The sequence below is a fragment of the Phenylobacterium sp. Root700 genome, from assembly GCF_001429025.1.
GTDB lineage: Bacteria > Pseudomonadota > Alphaproteobacteria > Caulobacterales > Caulobacteraceae > Phenylobacterium.
Genome location: NZ_LMHT01000022.1, coordinates 287,120 through 305,848, shown reverse-complemented (window position 1 = coordinate 305,848; position 18,729 = coordinate 287,120). Strand labels below are relative to the sequence as shown.

General features: G+C 66.4%; 19 protein-coding genes and 1 tRNA gene. 15 read left to right on the top strand and 5 right to left on the bottom strand.

Annotation, left to right across the window (positions count from 1 at the left end; translation table 11 throughout):
- Positions 1–4: 4 nt before the first annotated feature.
- Positions 5–526, top strand: a complete 522-nt coding sequence (locus ASE02_RS12345) for a hypothetical protein (protein ID WP_056734564.1) — start codon at positions 5–7, stop codon at positions 524–526.
- Here the strand turns inward: ASE02_RS12345 and ASE02_RS12340 are convergent.
- The 3 genes from ASE02_RS12340 to ASE02_RS12330 form a co-directional block, all read right to left on the bottom strand.
- On the bottom strand, positions 516–776 hold the full coding sequence (locus ASE02_RS12340) for a hypothetical protein (RefSeq protein ID WP_056734562.1): 261 nt from the start codon (positions 774–776) through the stop codon (positions 516–518). The genes ASE02_RS12345 and ASE02_RS12340 overlap by 11 nt on opposite strands.
- Before the next feature lie 7 nt (positions 777–783).
- Positions 784–1,173 carry a nucleoside triphosphate pyrophosphohydrolase gene (locus ASE02_RS12335; protein WP_082602033.1) on the bottom strand — a complete coding sequence of 130 codons (390 nt, stop codon included), beginning with the start codon at positions 1,171–1,173 and terminating at the stop codon, positions 784–786.
- 101 nt (positions 1,174–1,274) lie between these two features.
- Positions 1,275–1,940: an HAD-IB family hydrolase gene (locus ASE02_RS12330; RefSeq protein ID WP_056734560.1), complete on the bottom strand. Its 666-nt coding sequence runs from the start codon at positions 1,938–1,940 to the stop codon at positions 1,275–1,277.
- A 338-nt stretch (positions 1,941–2,278) separates the two neighbouring features.
- On the opposite strand from ASE02_RS12330, the gene clpX reads away from it, so the two are divergent.
- Positions 2,279–3,541, top strand: coding sequence for an ATP-dependent Clp protease ATP-binding subunit ClpX (clpX, locus tag ASE02_RS12325; protein WP_056734559.1), 1,263 nt, complete (start codon positions 2,279–2,281; stop codon positions 3,539–3,541).
- Positions 3,542–3,616: 75 nt separating this feature from the next.
- Positions 3,617–5,050 carry an MFS transporter gene (locus ASE02_RS12320; RefSeq protein ID WP_056734556.1) on the top strand — a complete coding sequence of 478 codons (1,434 nt, stop codon included), beginning with the start codon at positions 3,617–3,619 and terminating at the stop codon, positions 5,048–5,050.
- Between the two features lie 10 nt (positions 5,051–5,060).
- Here ASE02_RS12320 and ASE02_RS12315 read toward each other — a convergent pair whose 3' ends face one another.
- Complete coding sequence (locus ASE02_RS12315; RefSeq protein WP_235536682.1) at positions 5,061–5,870, bottom strand: ABC transporter substrate-binding protein; 810 nt, start codon at positions 5,868–5,870, stop codon at positions 5,061–5,063.
- Positions 5,871–5,993: 123 nt separating this feature from the next.
- Between ASE02_RS12315 and ASE02_RS12310 the strand changes: the two genes are divergently transcribed.
- From ASE02_RS12310 to ASE02_RS12255, 12 genes are all read left to right on the top strand, one after another.
- Positions 5,994–6,614: a DUF3011 domain-containing protein gene (locus tag ASE02_RS12310; protein ID WP_056734553.1), complete on the top strand. Its 621-nt coding sequence runs from the start codon at positions 5,994–5,996 to the stop codon at positions 6,612–6,614.
- A complete protein-coding gene (locus ASE02_RS12305) occupies positions 6,615–7,208 on the top strand; it encodes a hypothetical protein (RefSeq protein WP_056734551.1) in 594 nt (197 codons plus the stop codon).
- Positions 7,209–7,289: 81 nt separating this feature from the next.
- Entirely contained in the window at positions 7,290–8,735 is a 1,446-nt protein-coding gene (locus tag ASE02_RS12300; protein ID WP_056734549.1) for an amidohydrolase family protein, read from the top strand.
- 204 nt (positions 8,736–8,939) lie between these two features.
- Positions 8,940–11,339 (top strand): endopeptidase La, encoded by a 2,400-nt coding sequence (gene lon, locus ASE02_RS12295; protein WP_056734547.1) that lies wholly within the window; start codon positions 8,940–8,942, stop codon positions 11,337–11,339.
- 159 nt (positions 11,340–11,498) lie between these two features.
- Positions 11,499–11,771, top strand: a complete 273-nt coding sequence (locus tag ASE02_RS12290; RefSeq protein ID WP_056734545.1) for an HU family DNA-binding protein — start codon at positions 11,499–11,501, stop codon at positions 11,769–11,771.
- A gap of 94 nt (positions 11,772–11,865) precedes the next feature.
- A tRNA-Val gene (locus tag ASE02_RS12285) sits at positions 11,866–11,942 on the top strand.
- Between the two features lie 72 nt (positions 11,943–12,014).
- Positions 12,015–12,923: an aldo/keto reductase gene (locus ASE02_RS12280; protein ID WP_056734543.1), complete on the top strand. Its 909-nt coding sequence runs from the start codon at positions 12,015–12,017 to the stop codon at positions 12,921–12,923.
- Between the two features lie 10 nt (positions 12,924–12,933).
- Positions 12,934–13,398 carry a nucleoside deaminase gene (locus ASE02_RS12275; protein WP_056734540.1) on the top strand — a complete coding sequence of 155 codons (465 nt, stop codon included), beginning with the start codon at positions 12,934–12,936 and terminating at the stop codon, positions 13,396–13,398.
- Between the two features lie 129 nt (positions 13,399–13,527).
- A complete protein-coding gene (locus tag ASE02_RS12270; RefSeq protein WP_056734538.1) occupies positions 13,528–14,787 on the top strand; it encodes a cytochrome P450 in 1,260 nt (419 codons plus the stop codon).
- Positions 14,788–14,883: 96 nt separating this feature from the next.
- Positions 14,884–16,806 carry an NAD(P)/FAD-dependent oxidoreductase gene (locus ASE02_RS12265; RefSeq protein WP_056734536.1) on the top strand — a complete coding sequence of 641 codons (1,923 nt, stop codon included), beginning with the start codon at positions 14,884–14,886 and terminating at the stop codon, positions 16,804–16,806.
- A gap of 12 nt (positions 16,807–16,818) precedes the next feature.
- Entirely contained in the window at positions 16,819–17,229 is a 411-nt protein-coding gene (locus ASE02_RS12260) for a GFA family protein (RefSeq protein WP_056734535.1), read from the top strand.
- A 52-nt stretch (positions 17,230–17,281) separates the two neighbouring features.
- A complete protein-coding gene (locus tag ASE02_RS12255) occupies positions 17,282–17,854 on the top strand; it encodes an NADPH-dependent FMN reductase (RefSeq protein ID WP_056734533.1) in 573 nt (190 codons plus the stop codon).
- Here ASE02_RS12255 and ASE02_RS12250 read toward each other — a convergent pair.
- Positions 17,851–18,471, bottom strand: coding sequence for a Pr6Pr family membrane protein (locus ASE02_RS12250; RefSeq protein ID WP_056734935.1), 621 nt, complete (start codon positions 18,469–18,471; stop codon positions 17,851–17,853). The two genes, ASE02_RS12255 and ASE02_RS12250, sit on opposite strands and share 4 nt — an antisense overlap.
- Positions 18,472–18,729: the final 258 nt, after the last annotated feature.

The following is an 18,729-nucleotide window of genomic DNA, read 5'->3' as shown; positions in this document are numbered from 1 at the left end:
GCCGATGCCGGCGCACATCCTCGTGGTGGGCGGAACCGGCATGTTGTCAGGACTTGTGGAGGCGCTCGCCGGCGATGGCGGGCGCCTTTCGCTTTTGTCGCGGCATGCGTCGCAGACGGCGGGCGGCTTCGACTGCGACTATCATGACGCGGAAGCCTTCAACGCGGCCCTGGCGGCGGCTGTGGAGCGTTCTGGCCCCATCGATCTGGCGGTGGCCTGGTTCCACACCCTGAAGATCGCCGCGCCTCGTCTGCTGGCCGCGCAGGTCAAGGGACGGCTGTTTCAGGTGCTGGGCAGCGCCACGGCCGATCCCGCCCATCCTGACCGGCTGGGGCGGGCCGCGGCGGTCGCTGAGGGCCTCCCGGCCTGCGAGGTCCGTCAGGTGGTGCTGGGGTTCAAACTGGAGGCCGGCGGTTCGCGCTGGCTGACCAATGACGAGATTTCGGCCGGGGTGCTGGAGGCGGTCCGCGCCGACCGGCCCCTGAGCATCATCGGCCAGGTGGCGCCCTGGTCGGCTAGGCCTTGAGCCGGTCCGCCACCGTGGCCACCAGGGCCTGACGATCGGCCTCGAGCGTCACGTCGAACCGCTCGAAGTCGCCGCCGCCCGCCGCGCGCAGGTCGGCGAACAGGCCCTTGGGGTCTTCATGGAAGTGCAGGAAGGCCTTGGACTTGCGATAGAAGACGCCGCGCTTCTTTTCGATCACGCCCGGTAGCGGGCGCAGGGCCGCCAGCAGCGTCTCCAACTCGTCCAGCGCCTGCTCGCCTGCGTGCTTCATCGCTTGCTCAGTCCTCGCGAGGATACTGCGTCGGCCTGGCCAGATAGTAGTCTGCGGCCGGCAGGCCGTCCTGCGCTTCAACGGCGGCGTTGAAAACGCGCTGGTCGAAGCCGCCGCGCTCGGCCCGTTTGGCCTGCCGCCGGGCCTCGATATCGTCCGGGCGAAGGCCGCTGGCCTGCACCAGGGCGGCGATCACCTCCATCACATCGGCGAGTTCGTCGGCCAGTTCGGCCGGGGAGGCGGCCTCATGGACCTCGCGCGCCTCCTCCAGCAGCTTGTCCTTCAGGGCGGCGACGAACTCGTCGTCATCCAGCCGCCGGTCGAACACCGCCAGCCCCTGGGCCCGCATGATCGCCGGCAGCCGGTCGCGGATCAGCTTCTGAACCCGAAAGCGCATGGGGCTAGCGCCCGCCGCCGTCGGCGGGGGCAGCGGTGATCTGCGGGCCGGTGATCATCACGGGTGTCGTGCTCCGTCTTGAGGCGACGGCGCGGCAGGCGTCAGGGCTTTTCCTGAAAAACCCGGTAGCCGGCCTCGTCGGCGATGGCCAGCATCTCACGATCTCCGCTGGTGTCGCCATAGGCGGCGGCCAGATGGATGTCCGGGCCGAACACCGCCTGCAGCCGGCGCACCTTCTCCGGCCCCCGGCAGTTGGGGCCCAGGAAGCCGCCGGTGACCCGATCATTGTCGTCAAAGGCCAGTTCCGTGCCGATCAGCAGGTCGGCCCCGAGGCCGCGCGCGAAGGGCGCCACCACGATGTCGGGAGAAGCGGTGACGATCACCAGCTTCGCGTGCCGCTGGTCCCAGCGCCGCCAGGTGCGCACGGCGTCCGGGCGCAGGAGGCGGGGGGCCATGAGCTCGGCGAAGGCGCGCGCCTCGGCCTCCAGTTGCTCGCGCGGAACCCCGGTGAGGAACTCGCGCACCGCCGCGGCCTTGATCCGACCCCGATTGCGATGTCCCAGATAGGAAATCGCCGCCGGCAGAAGCTTGACCATTCCCCGATTGTAACGCGCCGGACCGGCTCGCCATTTCAGGAAGGCGGTGAAACTGTCGCGCACGGTCAGAGTGCCGTCAAAGTCGAAGGCGACCACGCCTGCGTCCTCGACGTTCTCGTTCAAGGATTCGAACGGCGATGCGCCAATGCGCCGTAGATTTCGCCTAGCCATATATCCCCCAACGCACCGCCCCGGCGCGCGTGTCAACTCAAGCAGAGCCGCTGGACGCCGCGTCGGCCTTGGGGGAGGGGCCGGTGCGACATCGACGGCGGCTCACTTGCACCACTTCGGCACGATCCCATCTAGGGATTCGGACGCACCCGCCATTGGGCGACCTGACACCAAATGTCACTGAGTTCTGTCGAAGGCTTGTGATCGTGGCTCGGATCGAGGAATGTCAAGGATTAGACAACCCCGGGCACGTATCCTGCACTGATGGCGTCAGGGACGCCTCCGGGCCGAGCGATGATGGCGATGCGTCGATGTCGTCGAGAGAGTGAGAAACGACCATGACCAAGGCCGCGAGCGGGGACTCCAAGAGCACTCTCTATTGCTCTTTCTGCGGCAAGAGCCAGCATGAGGTCCGCAAGCTTATCGCGGGCCCAACCGTGTTCATCTGTGATGAATGCGTAGAGCTGTGCATGGATATCATCCGCGAAGAACATAAGATTTCCTTCGTGAAGTCTAAGGACGGCGTGCCAACGCCGAAAGAAATTCGCGAAGTTCTCGACGATTACGTGATCGGGCAAGACCACGCCAAGAAGGTGCTCTCGGTCGCCGTCCACAATCACTACAAGCGTCTGAACCACGCGACGAAGAATAACGACGTCGAACTGGGCAAGGCCAACATCCTGCTCATCGGCCCGACCGGGACCGGCAAGACTCTGCTGGCTCAGACTCTGGCTCGAATCATCGACGTTCCGTTCACGGTCGCCGACGCCACGACCCTGACCGAAGCCGGTTATGTCGGTGAGGATGTCGAGAATATCATCCTGAAGCTGCTCCAGGCCGCCGACTACAACGTCGAGCGCGCTCAGCGCGGCATCGTCTACATCGACGAAGTCGACAAGATCAGCCGCAAGTCGGACAACCCCTCGATCACCCGCGACGTTTCGGGCGAGGGCGTCCAACAGGCGCTGCTGAAGATCATGGAAGGCACCGTCGCCTCCGTGCCGCCGCAAGGCGGGCGCAAGCATCCCCAGCAGGAGTTCCTGCAGGTCGACACCACCAATATCCTGTTCATTTGCGGCGGCGCCTTCGCCGGGCTCGAGAAGATCATCTCGGCGCGCGGCCAAGGCACTTCGATCGGTTTCGGCGCGAAGGTGTCGGACCCGGACGAACGCCGCACGGGCGAAGTCTTCCGTCAGGTGGAGCCGGACGATCTGCTGCGCTTTGGCCTGATCCCGGAATTCGTCGGCCGTCTGCCGGTGATCGCCACCCTGGACGACCTGGACGAACCGGCCCTGGTGAAGATCCTCACCGAGCCGAAGAACGCCTTCGTGAAGCAATACCAACGTCTGTTCGACATGGAAAATGTCGGTCTGACCTTCACCGACGACGCGCTCAACGCGGTGGCCCGCAAGGCGATCATCCGTAAGACCGGCGCGCGGGGCCTGCGCTCGATCCTGGAAGGCATCCTGCTCGACACCATGTACGAGCTGCCGACCTATGACGGCGTCGAAGAGATCGTCGTCAACGCCGAGGTGGTTGAAGGCCGCGCCCAGCCGCTGGTCATCTACGCCGAGCGTCGCGACAAGGGCGGCGCGGCTTAAGAGCCGGGCGGTTCCGAACGTGATCAAGGCCCCGCGGACATGTTCCGCGGGGCCTTTTTCTTTGGCCGCTAGGTCATGAGCCAGATCGCGCCGCCCTGTGACCGCGGCGTGGTCGCCGCCACCGCGCCTCATCCTGGCAAGGCCAAGGGGCCGCTGGTGCTGATCGGGACGGTGCTGGGCTCCAGCCTGGCCTTCATCGACGGCTCGGCGGTCAACCTGACCATGCCGGTGATCCAGCAGCAGCTCGGCGGCGACGCGGCCTCGGCGCAGTGGATCATGAACGCCTATCTGCTGTTCCTCGGCGCGCTGGTCCTGGCGGGCGGCGCGGCGGCTGATCGCTATGGCCGACGCAGCGTCTTTGTCGTCGGGGTGGTGGTCTTCTCGTGCGCTTCGGCCCTGTGCGGCCTGGCGCCCAGCCTACCGCTGCTGATCGCGGCGCGGGGCCTGCAGGGCCTTGGGGCGGCTCTGCTGGTTCCGGCCAGCCTGGCCATCCTCGGGGCCTCCTTCGACCAGGCGGGCCGCGCCCGCGCCGTGGGGATTTGGGCCGGGGCCGGCGGTTTGATGAGCGCGATCGGGCCGGTGCTCGGCGGCTGGCTTACCGACACGGTCAGTTGGCGGGCGGTGTTCCTGATCAATCTGCCGCTGGCGGCGCTGGCCGTGGGGTTCATCCTGGCCGGGGCTCGCGAGAGCCGGGCGCCCAGGGCAGGCCCTGTCGACTGGGCCGGCGCGTTGACCGCCACGCTGGGGCTGGCTGCGATCACCTGGAGCCTGACCGAGGCCCCAGCGCGGGGGCTACATGCGTCATCGGTGATCGCCGGGCTGCTGCTGGGCGTCGCCGCGCTCGCGGCCTTCGTGGTCATTGAGCGCCGGGCTGAGAGCCCGATGGTCCCGCTGAAGCTTTTCCAGTCGGCGACGTTCAGCGGCGCCAACGGCCTGACCTTCCTGCTCTATGCGGCGTTCAGCGGGGCGCTGTTCCTGCTGCCGTTCCAACTCATCCGTGGTCATGGCTATTCGGCCGCCAGCGCCGGCGCGGCCCTGCTGCCGCTTTCGGTCGGCCTGGCGGTGCTGTCGCCGATGGCCGGCGCGCTGACGGCGCGGCTGGGCGTTCGGACCATGCTGACCATCGGCCCGTTGGTGGTCGCGGCCGGGTTCGCGCTCCTGGCGCTTCGGGCCGGCGAGCCAGGATACTGGAGCGGTGTGTTTCCCGGCCTGGTCCTGCTGGCGGTCGGGATGGGGATCGCGGTGGCGCCGCTGACCGACGCCGTGCTGGGCGCGGTTCCAGGCGCCTATGAAGGCGCGGCCTCGGGGATCAACAACGCCACGGCGCGGATCGGCGGCCTGCTGGCGGTGGCGCTGGTCGGGTTCGTGCTGGCGGCGGGATCGGGCGGGGAGGCGACGAGCCAACTCGCCGAGGGCTATCGCATGGCCATGAAGGCCGCGGCCATCGCCGCCGCCGCCGCCGGACTGATCGGCGCGGCCACCATCCGCTCGGGTCCGCGTAAGGCCTGAGGGGCCGGGACTATTTCGCGGCGGCGGGGGCTGCGCGGGGCTTGAGCCGCTCCATCCAGTCGAGCGTGGTCAGCCAATAGGCGTCGGTGCGGGCCAGGAAGCCGTCGCGCCGCCGGGCCTCGACCCATCCGTTCAGCAGGTTCAGCATGTCGGTGTCGCCCTTGCGGACGGCGAAGGCGTCAGCGGTGCGCGCCAGTGGATCGCCCCCGACCACGACGTACTTGGCCGGCGCCTTGACCGCGATCAGGCGGGGGATCGGGGCCTTGTAGGCGAGGCCGGCGACCGCGCCGCCGTCCAGGGCGCGCTCGGCGGCGATCAGGTCGGGAAAGACCTCGATGGTGGCCAGCGGCAACCTGGCCTTGGCGAGATCCGCTGCCGGCGTGCCCGTCACCGCGCCGATGGTGACGCCGGCCTTGTCCAGATCGGCCAGGGCGGCTGCGTCCTTGCGAGTGGTGACGACGCCGACGTCGCTTTCGCCATAGGGCGTGGTGAACCAGGCCTGGCGCAACCGGTCCGGTTCGATGGCCAGCGAGGCCGCGATCAGATCGCAGTCGCGCCCGGCCAGGCGGGTCATCATGTCCGCGTAGGTCACCGGCACGAACTCGGGCGCGAGACCAAAGTCGGACGCCAGCCGTTCGGCGACATCGATCTCATGGCCGATCCACTGGCCGCGCGGGGTCTTGAGCGCGTAGGGCGCGCCTTCGACGATGCAGACCTTGAGGGTTCCTCGGGCCAGCGCGGCGTCGACGCTTTGCGCGGCGGCCGAGCCCGCCAGGAGCGTGAGGCCAAGAATAGCGCCAGTAACCAAAGCGTGCCGCATGTCGATCACCTTGCCCAGCATTCGGGGCGATCTGAGTTCCATTGTCGTCCGATGACAAGGTCTATTTTCAACAGAAGGTTGTTCGCGCTAGGGTGACACCCGCTGCATCAGCGGAGATCGACCATGCGCGTGGGCTTGATGATAACCGCCACCGTTCTTGGCCTATGGGCGGCGCCTGTAACGCCCGCCCTGGCGGATTCCTACGTCGATTGTTCGTCCTCCGGCTATGGCCGCAACTACTGCTCGGTCGACGCGCGCGGACGCGTTTGGCTGGACCAGCAGTACAGCAATGATCGCGGCCCCTGCATCGAGAACCAGACCTGGGGACGCGACGGTCGCGGCATCTGGGTGGATCGCGGTTGCCGCGGGCGCTTCCGCGTCGAGGATCGCTATTCCGGCGGCGGCAAGGACAAGGACAACACCGCCGCCGTGGTCGGCGGTCTGTTGATCGGCGGGCTGATCCTGGGGGCTCTGGCCTCCAGCGCGAAGAACGACAGCAACAACAATGGCTCGTCATGGTCGGGCGACACCCGCCGGGCCGTCGACAGCTGCTCCAATGAGGCGCTCAACCAGGTCTCGCGCTACGGCTCGCGGGCGCGCATCGACCGCATCACCTCGGCTAGGGCCCAGAACCGGGGCTATTCGGTCCAGGGCTATGTGGCCGCCGACGTCGGGCCCCGGACGGTGACCTACAGCTTCGACTGCAACTATGACGGTCGGTACGCCAATGTGGATCTGAACTAGATGCGCCTGTCCGCGTTCGCCGCCCTGGCGGTTGTCGGCTTCATCCAGACCGGCTGCGACCGGGCCGCCAAGCCCGCTAGCGAACCCGCCAAGCCCGCTGAGACGGCCGCCGCGCCATTGATCGCTCCGGGCCCTGCCACAGGCCCAGCGGTCGTGGTCCCCAGCGGCAAGTTCGACGCGATCTCCAACACCGCGATGGGCGTGACTGGCGATCTTAGGGCTGAGGGCGGCGTTTTCACCTTCGCTCAGGGGCAGACCTATAGCCTCGAAGGGGCAGGGGCCGCCAAGGCCGGCGATCCCTACGCCGTGACCAAGGCCAGCCTCGGCAGCCTGATCAACGTTCCGGGTACGGCCGATCTGAAGGTGCTTCGGGTGACGAAAGAGGACCCCGCCAAGGCCCGCAACGGCGGCTTCTGCGGCGCCGATCCCACCACCTTCATCGTCAGCTACGAGGGCGGCGACAGCAGCGGGGCGTCCGCCATGGTCCTGATCGCCTTCAAGGGCCCCAATCCGCCAAGCGCGAGGTCACCTGAGGCGGACCTCTGCGGGACCTTCATGTACGCGCCTTCGACCGGCCAGGGCGCGACGAAATAGCCGTGTATTGCGCCCAGGGCGGCGGGACGTGGCGCTTTTGAGGCGCTAACAGGGAGGGGAATCGCCAATCAGGGGCCCCTCATGCGTCGTCCGTTGCTCTTTCTCGCCTGCGCCACGGCCTTCAGCATGGGCGCTCTGGCGGCGCAGGCGACCGAGCGAGTCGACCTGCTGATCCTCGACGCCACGGTGATCGACGTGGCCACTGGGACTCTGTCGCCGAAGACCGCTGTCGCCGTGCGCGGCGGCGAGATCGTCGCGGTGGCGCCCACGGCCGGGGCGCGGAAGGCCTACGCCGCCTCCAAGGTCGTTGAAGCCGGCGGGCGGTTCGTCATGCCGGGCCTGTGGGACAACCATGTGCATTTCGGCGGCGGCCCGGCGCTGATCGAGGAGAACAAGGCGCTGCTGCCGCTCTATCTGGCGCACGGGATCACCAGCGTCCGCGACGCCTCGGGCGATCTGCCGGAAGAGGTGCTGGCCTGGCGCGGCGAGGTGGCGGCCGGCAAACTGCTGGGCCCGACGATCTACACTTCCGGCCCCAAGCTGGAGGGGTTGAAGCCGATCTGGAAGGGCACGCTGGAGGTCGGTTCGGAGCCCGAGGTCGACGCCGCGCTGACCAAGCTGCAGGGCCTGAAGGTCGACTTCGTCAAGGTGACCGACAATACGCTCAAGCCCGATCTCTTCCTCTATGTCCTGCGTCAGGCCAAGGCGCGCGGGATGACGACATCGGCCCACATTCCCGCCGCCCTGACCGTCGAGCAGGCCAGCGAAGCCGGGCTCGGCTCCATCGAGCACATGGGCTACGCCTTGAAGATGGGCTCGCCGCGGGAGGCGCAGATCGCCGCCGACGTGGCCGCCGGCCGGATCACCAGCATCCAGGCCACCGACCAGACCCTGGCCACCTTCAGCGAGGCGGCCGCCAGCGCCGCTTTTCGCCGCCTGGCCGCGCGTGGAACCTTCGTCAGCCCGACCCTCAACGGCAGCAAGGTCACCGCCTATCTGGACCAGGACAATCACGCCGCCGATCCCTATCTCGCCTACATCGGCCCCGGCCTGAAGGGCACCTATGCCTGGCGGGTCGAGCGGGCGGCGAAGGACGATGCGGCGGCGATCGCCCGGCGCCACGCGGTCTATGAGAAGAACGTCACGCTGCTGCCGCTGCTGCAGGCGGCGGGCGTGTCAATCCTGGCCGGCACCGACGCCGGCTTCCTCAACTCGTTCAACTATCCGGGTATCGGCCTGCACGACGAACTTCAGATCTTCGTGACCGGCGGCCTGACGCCGCTTCAGGCGTTGCAGGCCTCGGTGATCAACGGCCCCAGGTTCCTGGGCAAATCACAGCATTATGGCGCGATCGCGCCTGGCAAGGCGGCGGACATCCTGATCCTTGACCACAACCCGCTGGCCGACATCGCCGCCACCCGCCAGATCCGCGGCGTGGTGTTGAAAGGCCAGTATTTCGACCGCGCCGCCCTGGATGAAATGCTGAAAAAAGCCCGAGAACAGGTCGCAAAAAGCGAAGGCGCTTGAGTATCGAGCGCCACACTTCCTAGACAGATCGCCGCGGACGTTTGTTGCTGCGCTTGAATGCGCCGCAGAAGCGTCCACATAAATGAACCAACAAGCCGCCAACCAAGGCGGACGGGTCGTCCGACTCAGACGCATCGTCTGATGTGACCACGGCCCGGGGGCCGAGCCTGACTCCCCAACAGGCCGGCAGGAGTTGAATGCATCATGTCCGAGATTAAGACCCTTCCCATTCTACCGCTGCGGGACATCGTGGTTTTCCCGCATCAACCGGTGCCGCTCTTCGTGGGCCGGGAGAAATCCGTACGCGCGCTCGAAGAGGCGATGCGGGGCGAAGGCAAGCAGATCCTTCTGGCCACCCAAAAGGACAAGGACGACGACGATCCGTCGCCCGAAGCCATCTATGACGTCGGTGTGGTCGCCACGGTCCTGCAGCTTCTGAAGCTGCCCGATGGCACTGTGAAGGTGTTGGTGGAAGGCAAGGCTCGCGCCGGCATTTCCCGCTTCACCGCACAGGAAGAGTTCTACGAAGCCGAGATCGCCTTCATTTCCGAAGACGGCGGAGCGTCGGCCGAGGCCGAAGCCCTGTCGCGTGCGGTCGTCGAGCAGTTCGAGAACTACGTCAAACTGAACAAGAAGGTGCCGCCGGAGGCCCTGGCCTCCATGCCGCAAGTCGACGCGCCCGGCGAACTCGCCGACCGCATCGCCAGCCATCTGTCGGTGAAGATCGCCGAGAAGCAGAGCCTGCTTGAGGTCTTCAACGTCGTGAAGCGCCTGGAGAAGGTCTACGCCCTGATGGAGGGCGAGATCAGCGTCATGCAGACGGAAAAGAAAATCCGTAACCGCGTGAAGCGCCAGATGGAGAAGACCCAGCGCGAGTACTATCTCAACGAGCAGATGAAGGCGATCCAGCGCGAGCTGGGCGAGCAGGACGATCAACGCGACGAACTGCTCGAGCTGGAAAAGCGCATCAAGCGCACGAAGCTCAGCAAGGAAGCCCGCACCAAGGCTGATGCAGAGCTGAAGAAGCTGCGCAACATGAGCCCGATGTCGGCGGAATCGACCGTCGTGCGGAACTACCTCGACTGGCTGCTCTCGATCCCGTGGGGCAAGGCCAAGACCAAGACCATCGATCTGGCGAAGGCCGAGGAAGTCCTCGACCGGGACCACTACGGTCTGGAGAAGGTCAAGGAACGCATCTTGGAGTATCTGGCCGTGCAGGCCCGGACCGGCGCCCTGAAGGGCCCGATCCTCTGCCTCGTCGGACCTCCGGGCGTGGGTAAGACCTCGCTGGGCAAGTCGATCGCCGAAGCCACCAATCGCGAGTTCGTCCGGGTCTCCCTGGGCGGGGTGCGTGACGAGGCCGAGATCCGCGGTCACCGCCGGACCTATATCGGCTCCATGCCGGGCAAGATCATCCAGTCGATGAAGAAGGCCAAGTCGACCAACGCCTTCTTCCTGCTGGATGAAATCGACAAGATGGGTTCCGACTATCGCGGCGACCCGTCCTCGGCCCTGCTGGAAGTGCTGGACCCGGCGCAGAACTCCACCTTCGCCGACCACTATCTCGAGGTGGATTACGACCTGTCGCCGGTGATGTTCGTCACCACGGCCAACAGCCTGAACATGCCCCAGCCGCTGCTGGACCGCATGGAGATCATTCGCATCCCCGGCTACACCGAGGATGAGAAGGTCGAGATCGCCCTGCGGCACGTCCTGCCGAAGCTGACGAAGGACCATGGGCTGACGCCTGAGGAGTTCGTCGTTCCGAAGGACACCATCCGCGACCTGATCCGCTACTACACCCGCGAGGCCGGGGTCCGCTCGCTCGAGCGCGAACTGGGCAACCTGGCGCGTAAGACGGTGCGCGACCTCTCGCGTGAGAGCGTCAAGTCGATCACCATCGACGACGAGCGGCTGGCCAAGTACGCGGGCGTCCAGAAGTACCGCTACGGCGAAACGGACGAGGAAGACCAAGTCGGCATCATCACCGGCCTGGCCTACACCGAGTTCGGCGGGGACATCCTGACCATCGAAGCGGTCAAGATGCCCGGCAAGGGCCGCATGTCCATCACGGGCAACCTGAAGGACGTGATGAAAGAGTCGATCGCCGCGGCGAACTCCTATGTTCGCAGCCGCGCGACTCACTTCGGCATCGAGCCGCCGATCTTCGAGAAGACCGACGTGCACATCCACGTGCCGGATGGCGCGACTCCGAAGGACGGCCCCTCGGCCGGCGCGGCGATGGCCACCGCTATCGTCTCGGTGCTGACGGGAATCCCGATCCGCAAGGATCTCGCCATGACCGGCGAGGTCACGCTGCGGGGCAGGGTGACGGCCATCGGCGGCCTGAAGGAGAAGCTGCTCGCGGCCCTCCGCTCGGGCGTCAAGACCGTCCTGATCCCTCAGGAGAACGTGAAGGACCTGGCCGATATCCCGGAAAACGTGAAGTCGGGGCTGGAGATTATCCCGGTCTCGAACGTCGACGAGGTGCTCGCCAGGGCCCTGACTCAGCCACTGAGTCCCATCGAATGGAACCCCGCCGACCAACCGCCGGTATCGGTTGCGGCCGATGATGCGGGCGATGACACGGTCATCACCCACTAAACAGTGGAAAATCGACGTTAAATTGGGCGGCGCGGGTCATTCCCGCGCCGCCTTTGTTTGACGCGCGAAAAACGCTCGCCATAATCGCGCAACGCGAAGCAGCCTCGCGCTTCCGCGAGAGGTTCGCGGTTTGAGATAACGGGCTGGGAGAGACAAACAATGACCAAGGCCGAACTCGTCACGGCGATCGCCGAGAAGGCGGGCCTCAATAAGGCGCAGGCGAAAGACGCGCTGGAAGCGTTCATCGAGAGCGTCACCGAGTCGCTGAAGACGGGCCAAGAAGTCCGGCTCGTCGGTTTCGGCAGCTTTGTGCCGGTGAACCGCGCGGCGGGCACCGCGCGCAATCCGCGCACCGGTGAAACGGTGAGCCGTCCGGCCTCGAAGACCGCGCGCTTCCGCGTCGGCGAAGGCCTGAAAGGCTCGTTGAACTAAGGTCCGTTCCGACGGACTTAGCGTTCTAGGGCGGCCTCCGTACCCGGAGGTCGCCCTTTCGCTATCTACGGGCTGTCCTGTAAAGAGCCCATGCGGGCGGCTAGCTCAGCTGGTCAGAGCACCTGGTTTACACCCAGGGGGTCGGGGGTTCGAACCCCTCGCCGCCCACCATCCTGCTTCGCTCCTCCGGAGCTCCGCAGGACAAGCCCCGTCCAGGGCCGCCTTCTGCAAGAAGTGACGTTGATGCAGTATCGCCCGCTCGGCATGACCGGCCTGACCGTCTCTGAGATCGGGCTCGGCTGCGCCAGCTGGTGGGGCCAGAAGGCCTTTGACGAGCGCCAGGCGCTGGCTCTGGTCCATGCGGCGCTGGATCATGGCGTCACCTTCTTCGACACCGGCGCGGCCTATTCGGGCGGTGAGGCCGAGCCACGGCTCGGCCGGGCCTTAAAGGGCCGGAACCTGGACCGGGTGGTGGTCGCCACCAAGGCCGGCACCTTCCACGACGGCCGCCGCGTGGCGCGCGACTTTTCACCGGTCGCGATCACGGCCAGCGTCGAAGGCAGCCTGCGCAACCTGGGCCTGGACGCCTTGCCGCTGTTGCAGCTGCACGGTCCGGCCGTGGCGGAACTGGACGACGAGATGCTGGCGATGCTGGAGGGTCTGAAGCGACGCGGCCTGGTGCGGGCGCTGGGCGTCAACAGCTTCGACCCGGGCCTGATCGACCATGTGATCGGTCTGCCGGTCTTCGACGTGGTGATGGTCGACTACAATGTCCTGCGTCCCGAGCGGACGGCCCTGATCGCGAAGGCGGCGGGGCAGGGGAAGGGCGTGCTGGCGGGCATGGCCCTGGCCATGGGGCACGCCAACCGTCAAGTCCTGCGCCTGCGGGCGCCGCGGGACATCTGGTACGCCCTGCGCGCCCTGAAAAATCACCGCGCCGACGTGGCCAGGGGCGCCCGCTTCGGTTTTCTTGGCGAAATTCCGGGAATGACCGCGTCCCAGGCGGCGCTGGCCTATGTCTTGGCGAACCCGAACGTATCGTGCGCGGTGGTCGGCACCACGCGTATGAACCACCTGATGGAGAACCTCGCCGCCTCTGGGATGCGCCTGACGGGCGAGGTCATCGAGCAGATCAAGCAGGTCCAAGCCTAGGAGAACCTCCATGCCCGGCGACGAGAGCTTCCTGCAGCAGGCTATCGATCTGGCCCTGGCCAATGTCCGCGACGCCGGCGGACGACCGTTCGGCGCGGTGCTCGTGAAGGACGGGGTGGTGATCGCCACTGGGGTGAACGAGATCGGCGCCACCGGCGACCCGACCGCCCATGCCGAGCTTTCGGCGATTCGAAGAGCGGCCCAGGTCCTGGGAACCCCGCGCCTGGACGGCTGCGTGGTCTATGCCAGCGGCCAGCCGTGCCCGATGTGCTTGTCGGCCATGTACCTGACTGGGATCGGCGCGGTCCGGTTCGCCTACTCCAATGCAGACGGTGAGCCGTTCGGCCTTTCGACGGCGCCCGTCTACGCCGAACTGGCCAAACCGCTTGAGAGCCAGGCCATGGATGTTCGGCGCCGGCCGCCCGGCGCGGGGCAGGCGTCGCCCTATGAGGCCTGGCGGGCGCGACGATCTTGAGCGGAAACCGAACTTAGTTTGGATTTTTAAGGCGTTGTGACGTTGGGCGGTTTGGGTTTTCATCCCTCCAACGACGTCGGCGAGCGCCTGACAGCCGCGAACCAGGCGTCGAAGCCAAGGAGGATCGCTATGGCTGACGGCTCCATGAAGCTGGCCGACGAGGCGCGGGCTCGCGCCTATTCCATGCCGCTGGAGGAAATGCACCCCGGTGATCCGGAGCTGTTCCTGAACAACACCCACTGGCCCTATTTTGAACGGTTGCGGCGCGAGGACCCGGTCCACTACTGCGCCGACTCCGAGTTCGGCGCCTATTGGTCGGTGACCAAGTACAACGACATCATGGCGGTCGACACCAATCACGGCGCCTTCTCGTCCGAGGCGGCGCTGGGCGGCATCACCATCCGCGACGCGCGGCCCGATCTGCGCCGGCCCAGCTTCATCGCCATGGACCCGCCCCGGCACGACGTTCAGCGCAAGACCGTCAGCCCGATCGTCTCGCCGACCAATCTGCACATGATGGAGCCGATCATCCGCGAGCGGGCGGCCAAGATCCTGGACGCCCTGCCTAGGGGCGAGGTCTTCGACTGGGTTGACCGGGTGTCGATCGAGCTCACCACCCAGATGCTCGCGACCCTGTTCGACTTCCCGTTCGAGGAGCGTCGCAAGCTCACCCGCTGGTCGGACGTGGCGACTTGCTTGCCCATGCCGGGCGGGATCTGTGAGACCGAGGACGAACGCCAAGCCGAACTGATGGAGTGCCTAGCCGAGTTCACCGAGCTATGGAACCAGAGGGTCAATGAGCCGCCCCGCGGTGACCTGATCTCGATGCTGGCGCACGGCGAGGCCACCCGCAACATGACGCCTGACGAGTACCTCGGGAACATCATCCTGCTGATCGTCGGCGGCAACGACACCACCCGCAACTCAATGTCGGGCGGGCTCTACGCCCTCAACCAGAACCCGGACCAGTATGACAAGCTGCGGGCCGACCCCTCGCTGATCACCTCGATGGTCCCGGAGATTATCCGCTGGCAGACGCCGTTGGCCCACATGCGGCGCACGGCCACCGAGGATATCGAGCTGGGCGGCAAGACCATCAAGAAGGGCGACAAGGTGGTCATGTGGTACGTCTCGGGCAACCGCGACGACGAGGCGATCGCCGAGCCCGAACGCTTCATCATCGACCGCGAACGGCCGCGCCAGCACATGTCGTTCGGCTTCGGCATCCACCGCTGCGTCGGCAACCGGCTGGCGGAAATGCAGCTTCGCGTCGTCTGGGAGGAGATCCTCAAGCGGTTCGAACGCATCGAGGTCGTCGAGGAGCCGCGCCGCGTCCGTTCCAGCTTCGTGAAGGGCTACGAGACCCTGCCGGTTCGGATCGTGGCCTGAGGGGTGCAGGGCGCCTGACGTCAGGGCGCCCTTTCCCTCGGTCGCGAGAGGCGTAAGCTTCCTCCCAAGAACAAGGACGACCCAGGGAGGAAGAGCATGGCCGTGGATCTGGCCCCCCTCGATCAGGCGTTGGAGACGGCGCATCTCCCGGCGTTGTCGGCCGCTCTGGTGCACCTGACCGGCGATCTTGGTTGGCTGCGCCCGGAGTGGCGGCCGATCTACACGCCGCTGTCGCGCGGCGAGACCGGCGTCTCGGAAGCCGAACAGGCCAAGATGCGGGCGGCCGCCAAGGTCGCGATCACCGACTACCTGACCGGCAAGCGGCCGATGGCCCCGATCCCGGGGCCGGACGCGGTCCGCCAGATGATGAGCTTCGTCGCCGGCGCCGATATCCCCGACGGCTATGGGGATTTCCTGAGCGACGAATTGGCCCTCGACGGCCACAGCTCCAAGGATCCGAACTGGTCCTCGCCGCAGCTCAAGGCCGCCGCGCGGCGGCTCAACGTCCTGGTGGTGGGGGCGGGCATGTCCGGCATCCTGGCCGCCATCCGGCTTACCCAGGCCGGCGTTCCCTTCGAGATCGTCGACAAGAACGCCGATGTCGGCGGAACCTGGCTGGAGAACACCTATCCCGGCTGCCGGGTGGATTCCTCCAACCACATGTACTCCTACAGCTTCGAGCCGAACCATTTCTGGCCGCAGCATTTCTCCACCCAGCCCGTGCTGCTGGACTATTTCCGCGGGGTCGCCGCCCGTCACGACGTCAAGAAGCACGTCCGCTTCGAGACCACGGTCGAGGAGATGGTCTGGGACGAACCGCGCGCGGTCTGGAAGGTGCGGCTGAAGACCCCTTCAGGCCACGAGCAGGTCGAGGCCCAGGCGGTGATCACCGCTGTCGGCCAGCTCAACCGGCCGCGTTATCCGGAGATCAAGGGCCGCGAGCGGTTCGCCGGTGCGGCCTTCCACTCGGCCGAATGGCGTCATGACGTCGACCTGACCGGCAAGCGGGTGGCGGTGATCGGCACGGGGGCCAGCGCCTTCCAGTTCGTGCCGGAGATCGCCGGCAAGGTCGCCAGCCTGACGGTGTTCCAGCGCACGCCGCCCTGGGGTTTCCCGGTGCCGCACTATCACGAGGACGTGCCAGACGGCATGAACTGGCTGATGGAACACGTGCCGTTCTACGACAAATGGTACCGGTTCTGGATGTTCTGGATGGTGACCGACGGGCTGTTGCCCATGGTCACGGCCGATCCGGCCTGGAAGGGGCCGCCGACCGCGGTCAGCGAGCTGAACCTGGGCTTCCGGGAAATGATCGCCCAGGCTATCGCCGCCCAGGCGCCGGACCGTCCCGACCTGATCGCCAAGGTGATCCCGACCTATCCGGTCGGCGGCAAGCGCTCGCTGCTGGACAACGGCGTCTGGATCGAGGCCCTGAAGCGCGACAACGTGGAACTGGTCACCGAGGGGATTTCGGAGATCACGCCGCAGGGCGTCGTCACCGCCGACGGCCAGGCCCGCGATTTCGACGTAATCATCTACGGCACCGGGTTCTACGCCTCGAAATTCCTCTGGCCGATGAAGATCACCGGCCGGGACGGCGCGGACCTGCACGCCCGTTGGGATGGCGACGCGCGCGCCTATCTGGGCATGACCACGCCGGGCTTCCCCAACCTGTTCATGATCTACGGCCCCAACACCAACATCGTGGTCAACGGCTCGATCATCTTCTTCTCCGAATGCAGCGTTCGTTACATCCTGGGATGCCTGAAGCTGCTGGCGGAAACCGGCTCGGCGGCGATGGAGCCGAAGCGCGAGGTGCACGACGCCTTCAACATCAAGGTCGACGAGGGCAACAGCCTGATGGCCTGGGGCGCGCCTCAGGTCACGAGTTGGTACAAGAACGAGAAGGGGCGGGTGAGCCAGAACTGGCCGTTCGCCCTGGTGGACTACTGGCGCGCCACCTTGGCGCCCGATCCAAAGGACTTCGTGCTCACCAAGAGTGCTGAGCTGGTCGGCTAGGGAAGGGACGATATGAGCGACTTGGAAGGCGGCTGCGCCTGCGGATCGGTCCGCTACAAGATCACCCAGCCGCCGATTGCGGTCGGGGTCTGCCACTGCCGGCAGTGCCAATACAGTTCCGGCGGCGGGCCGAACTATGTGGCGCTGGCGCCGCGCACCGCCTTTGAGCTGACCAAGGGCTATCCCAAGGGGTTCAAGAGCGCCGGCGGCAGCGGGTCCGATGTGGAGCGGGTCTTCTGCCCCGAATGCGGCACGCCGCTCTATTCCGATCCGGCCAGCATGCCGTTCCTGGCGGTGAAGGTCGGCAGCCTGGACGATCCGTCCGCCCTGTCGCCGGCCATGCACATCTGGACCGCCGAGGCGCCGCCCTGGCACCAGATGACGCCCGGTCTGCCGGCGTTCCCGCAAGGCCCGCCCGGCTAGCGGTCGGCGCGCAACAGGCTATAGCTGACCTCTACGTTCCATGAGGTCGACCATGTCCCTGAAGCTCAACGTCATCGTCTGTTCCACCCGTCCCGGCCGTGTCGGGATTTCCATCGGGCGGTGGTTCGAGACCTATGCGAAGGCGCATGGCGGCTTCGAAACCGAACTGGTCGATCTCGCGGACTTCAACCTGCCGGTCTATGACGAGCCGCATCACCCGCGGCTGCGCAACTATCAGCACGACCACACCAAGGCCTGGAGCGCGAGCGTCGAGAGCGCCGACGCCTTCGTGTTCGTGACCCCGGAGTACAACTACGGCCCGCCGCCCTCGCTGGTGAACGCCATGAACTATCTGGTCCACGAGTGGGCCAACAAGGCGGGCGGGTTCGTCAGCTATGGCGGGGTGTCGGGTGGATTGCGCGCGGTGCAGGCCGAGAAGCTGATGCTGACCAGCTTCAAGATCATGCCGCTGCCCGAGCAGGTGACCATCCCGATGTTCCCCCAGCACCTGGACGCCGAGAAGAACTTCACGCCCAACGACCTGCACGAGACCTCGGCTAAGGCGCTGCTGGATGAACTGGCCCGCTGGGCCGGCGCGCTGAAGACGATGCGCGCGGCCGGTTAGCCCCGCCGACGCTTCAGCAGGCGGTCGATGAGCACGAAGGCCAGTCCCAGGACCAGGAACAAGCCGCTCATCGCCGCCATGTTGACCAGCACCTTGGCCATGCCGAGCTGCGAGGTGTCGAGGAACGGGTAGGGCCAGAAGCCCGACAGCGGTCCGCGGAAGATGCTGTAGAGGCCATAGGCCAGCGGAAAGGCCAGCCAGGACCCGACCGAACCCCAGCGCAGCGTTCCCTTCGGGCTGAACAGCAGCCAATCGATGAGGAAGAGCGCTGGGGTCACATAGTGCAAGGTGGTGTCGGCGACCCACTGCAAGCCTTCCGGCTTCCACAGGCCCTGTAGGATGCCGATATAGGTCGCCGCGGTGACGCTGGTGTAGAGCACGATGGCGGTGCGCACCGAGGGGCGGCTGAAGAAGCGGCCGATCGGACTGGCCGGGGCGACGACCGGGGCGGAGAACGCCACGGCGGCCAGCAGGTTGCTGAGGATGGTGAAGTAGCTGAAGAAGTTGACGGTGCGGGTGGCGAACACCTCGCCGCTTTGGCCGTGGACCATCAGATAATACTGCAGCAGCAGGCCGGCCCAGACGATGAGCGCGGCGATCAACCGATAGGCGTTCATTGAGTCGGGATCCTCTAGCTGGCTATCGGCCACAGGAGATCGCCGCTTGCCTGGAATGGTCAAGGCTCGGATGAAGGTCGCCCTATCGCAGCCTTTTTGGGGCCCGAGGTCGGTCGTACTGATTTTGGGGGGAGNNNNGGACTCGAACCCGCGACCTCCGGCGTGACAGGCCGGCGCTCTAACCAACTGAGCTACATCCGCAAGCCGGCTGTTCGAACCCCGGTTGACCGGAACTTGAACCGCTGAGAGCGCGAAATA

Coding starts and splice junctions, on each gene's coding strand:
- ASE02_RS12345 (WP_056734564.1), top strand. CDS start 5: ATGCCGGCGCACATCCTCGTGGTGGGCGGAACCGGCATGTTGTCAGGA.
- ASE02_RS12340 (WP_056734562.1), bottom strand. CDS start 776: ATGAAGCACGCAGGCGAGCAGGCGCTGGACGAGTTGGAGACGCTGCTG.
- ASE02_RS12335 (WP_082602033.1), bottom strand. CDS start 1,173: ATGCGCTTTCGGGTTCAGAAGCTGATCCGCGACCGGCTGCCGGCGATC.
- ASE02_RS12330 (WP_056734560.1), bottom strand. CDS start 1,940: ATGGCTAGGCGAAATCTACGGCGCATTGGCGCATCGCCGTTCGAATCC.
- clpX (WP_056734559.1), top strand. CDS start 2,279: ATGACCAAGGCCGCGAGCGGGGACTCCAAGAGCACTCTCTATTGCTCT.
- ASE02_RS12320 (WP_056734556.1), top strand. CDS start 3,617: ATGAGCCAGATCGCGCCGCCCTGTGACCGCGGCGTGGTCGCCGCCACC.
- ASE02_RS12315 (WP_235536682.1), bottom strand. CDS start 5,870: ATGCGGCACGCTTTGGTTACTGGCGCTATTCTTGGCCTCACGCTCCTG.
- ASE02_RS12310 (WP_056734553.1), top strand. CDS start 5,994: ATGCGCGTGGGCTTGATGATAACCGCCACCGTTCTTGGCCTATGGGCG.
- ASE02_RS12305 (WP_056734551.1), top strand. CDS start 6,615: ATGCGCCTGTCCGCGTTCGCCGCCCTGGCGGTTGTCGGCTTCATCCAG.
- ASE02_RS12300 (WP_056734549.1), top strand. CDS start 7,290: ATGCGTCGTCCGTTGCTCTTTCTCGCCTGCGCCACGGCCTTCAGCATG.
- lon (WP_056734547.1), top strand. CDS start 8,940: ATGTCCGAGATTAAGACCCTTCCCATTCTACCGCTGCGGGACATCGTG.
- ASE02_RS12290 (WP_056734545.1), top strand. CDS start 11,499: ATGACCAAGGCCGAACTCGTCACGGCGATCGCCGAGAAGGCGGGCCTC.
- ASE02_RS12280 (WP_056734543.1), top strand. CDS start 12,015: ATGCAGTATCGCCCGCTCGGCATGACCGGCCTGACCGTCTCTGAGATC.
- ASE02_RS12275 (WP_056734540.1), top strand. CDS start 12,934: ATGCCCGGCGACGAGAGCTTCCTGCAGCAGGCTATCGATCTGGCCCTG.
- ASE02_RS12270 (WP_056734538.1), top strand. CDS start 13,528: ATGGCTGACGGCTCCATGAAGCTGGCCGACGAGGCGCGGGCTCGCGCC.
- ASE02_RS12265 (WP_056734536.1), top strand. CDS start 14,884: ATGGCCGTGGATCTGGCCCCCCTCGATCAGGCGTTGGAGACGGCGCAT.
- ASE02_RS12260 (WP_056734535.1), top strand. CDS start 16,819: ATGAGCGACTTGGAAGGCGGCTGCGCCTGCGGATCGGTCCGCTACAAG.
- ASE02_RS12255 (WP_056734533.1), top strand. CDS start 17,282: ATGTCCCTGAAGCTCAACGTCATCGTCTGTTCCACCCGTCCCGGCCGT.
- ASE02_RS12250 (WP_056734935.1), bottom strand. CDS start 18,471: ATGAACGCCTATCGGTTGATCGCCGCGCTCATCGTCTGGGCCGGCCTG.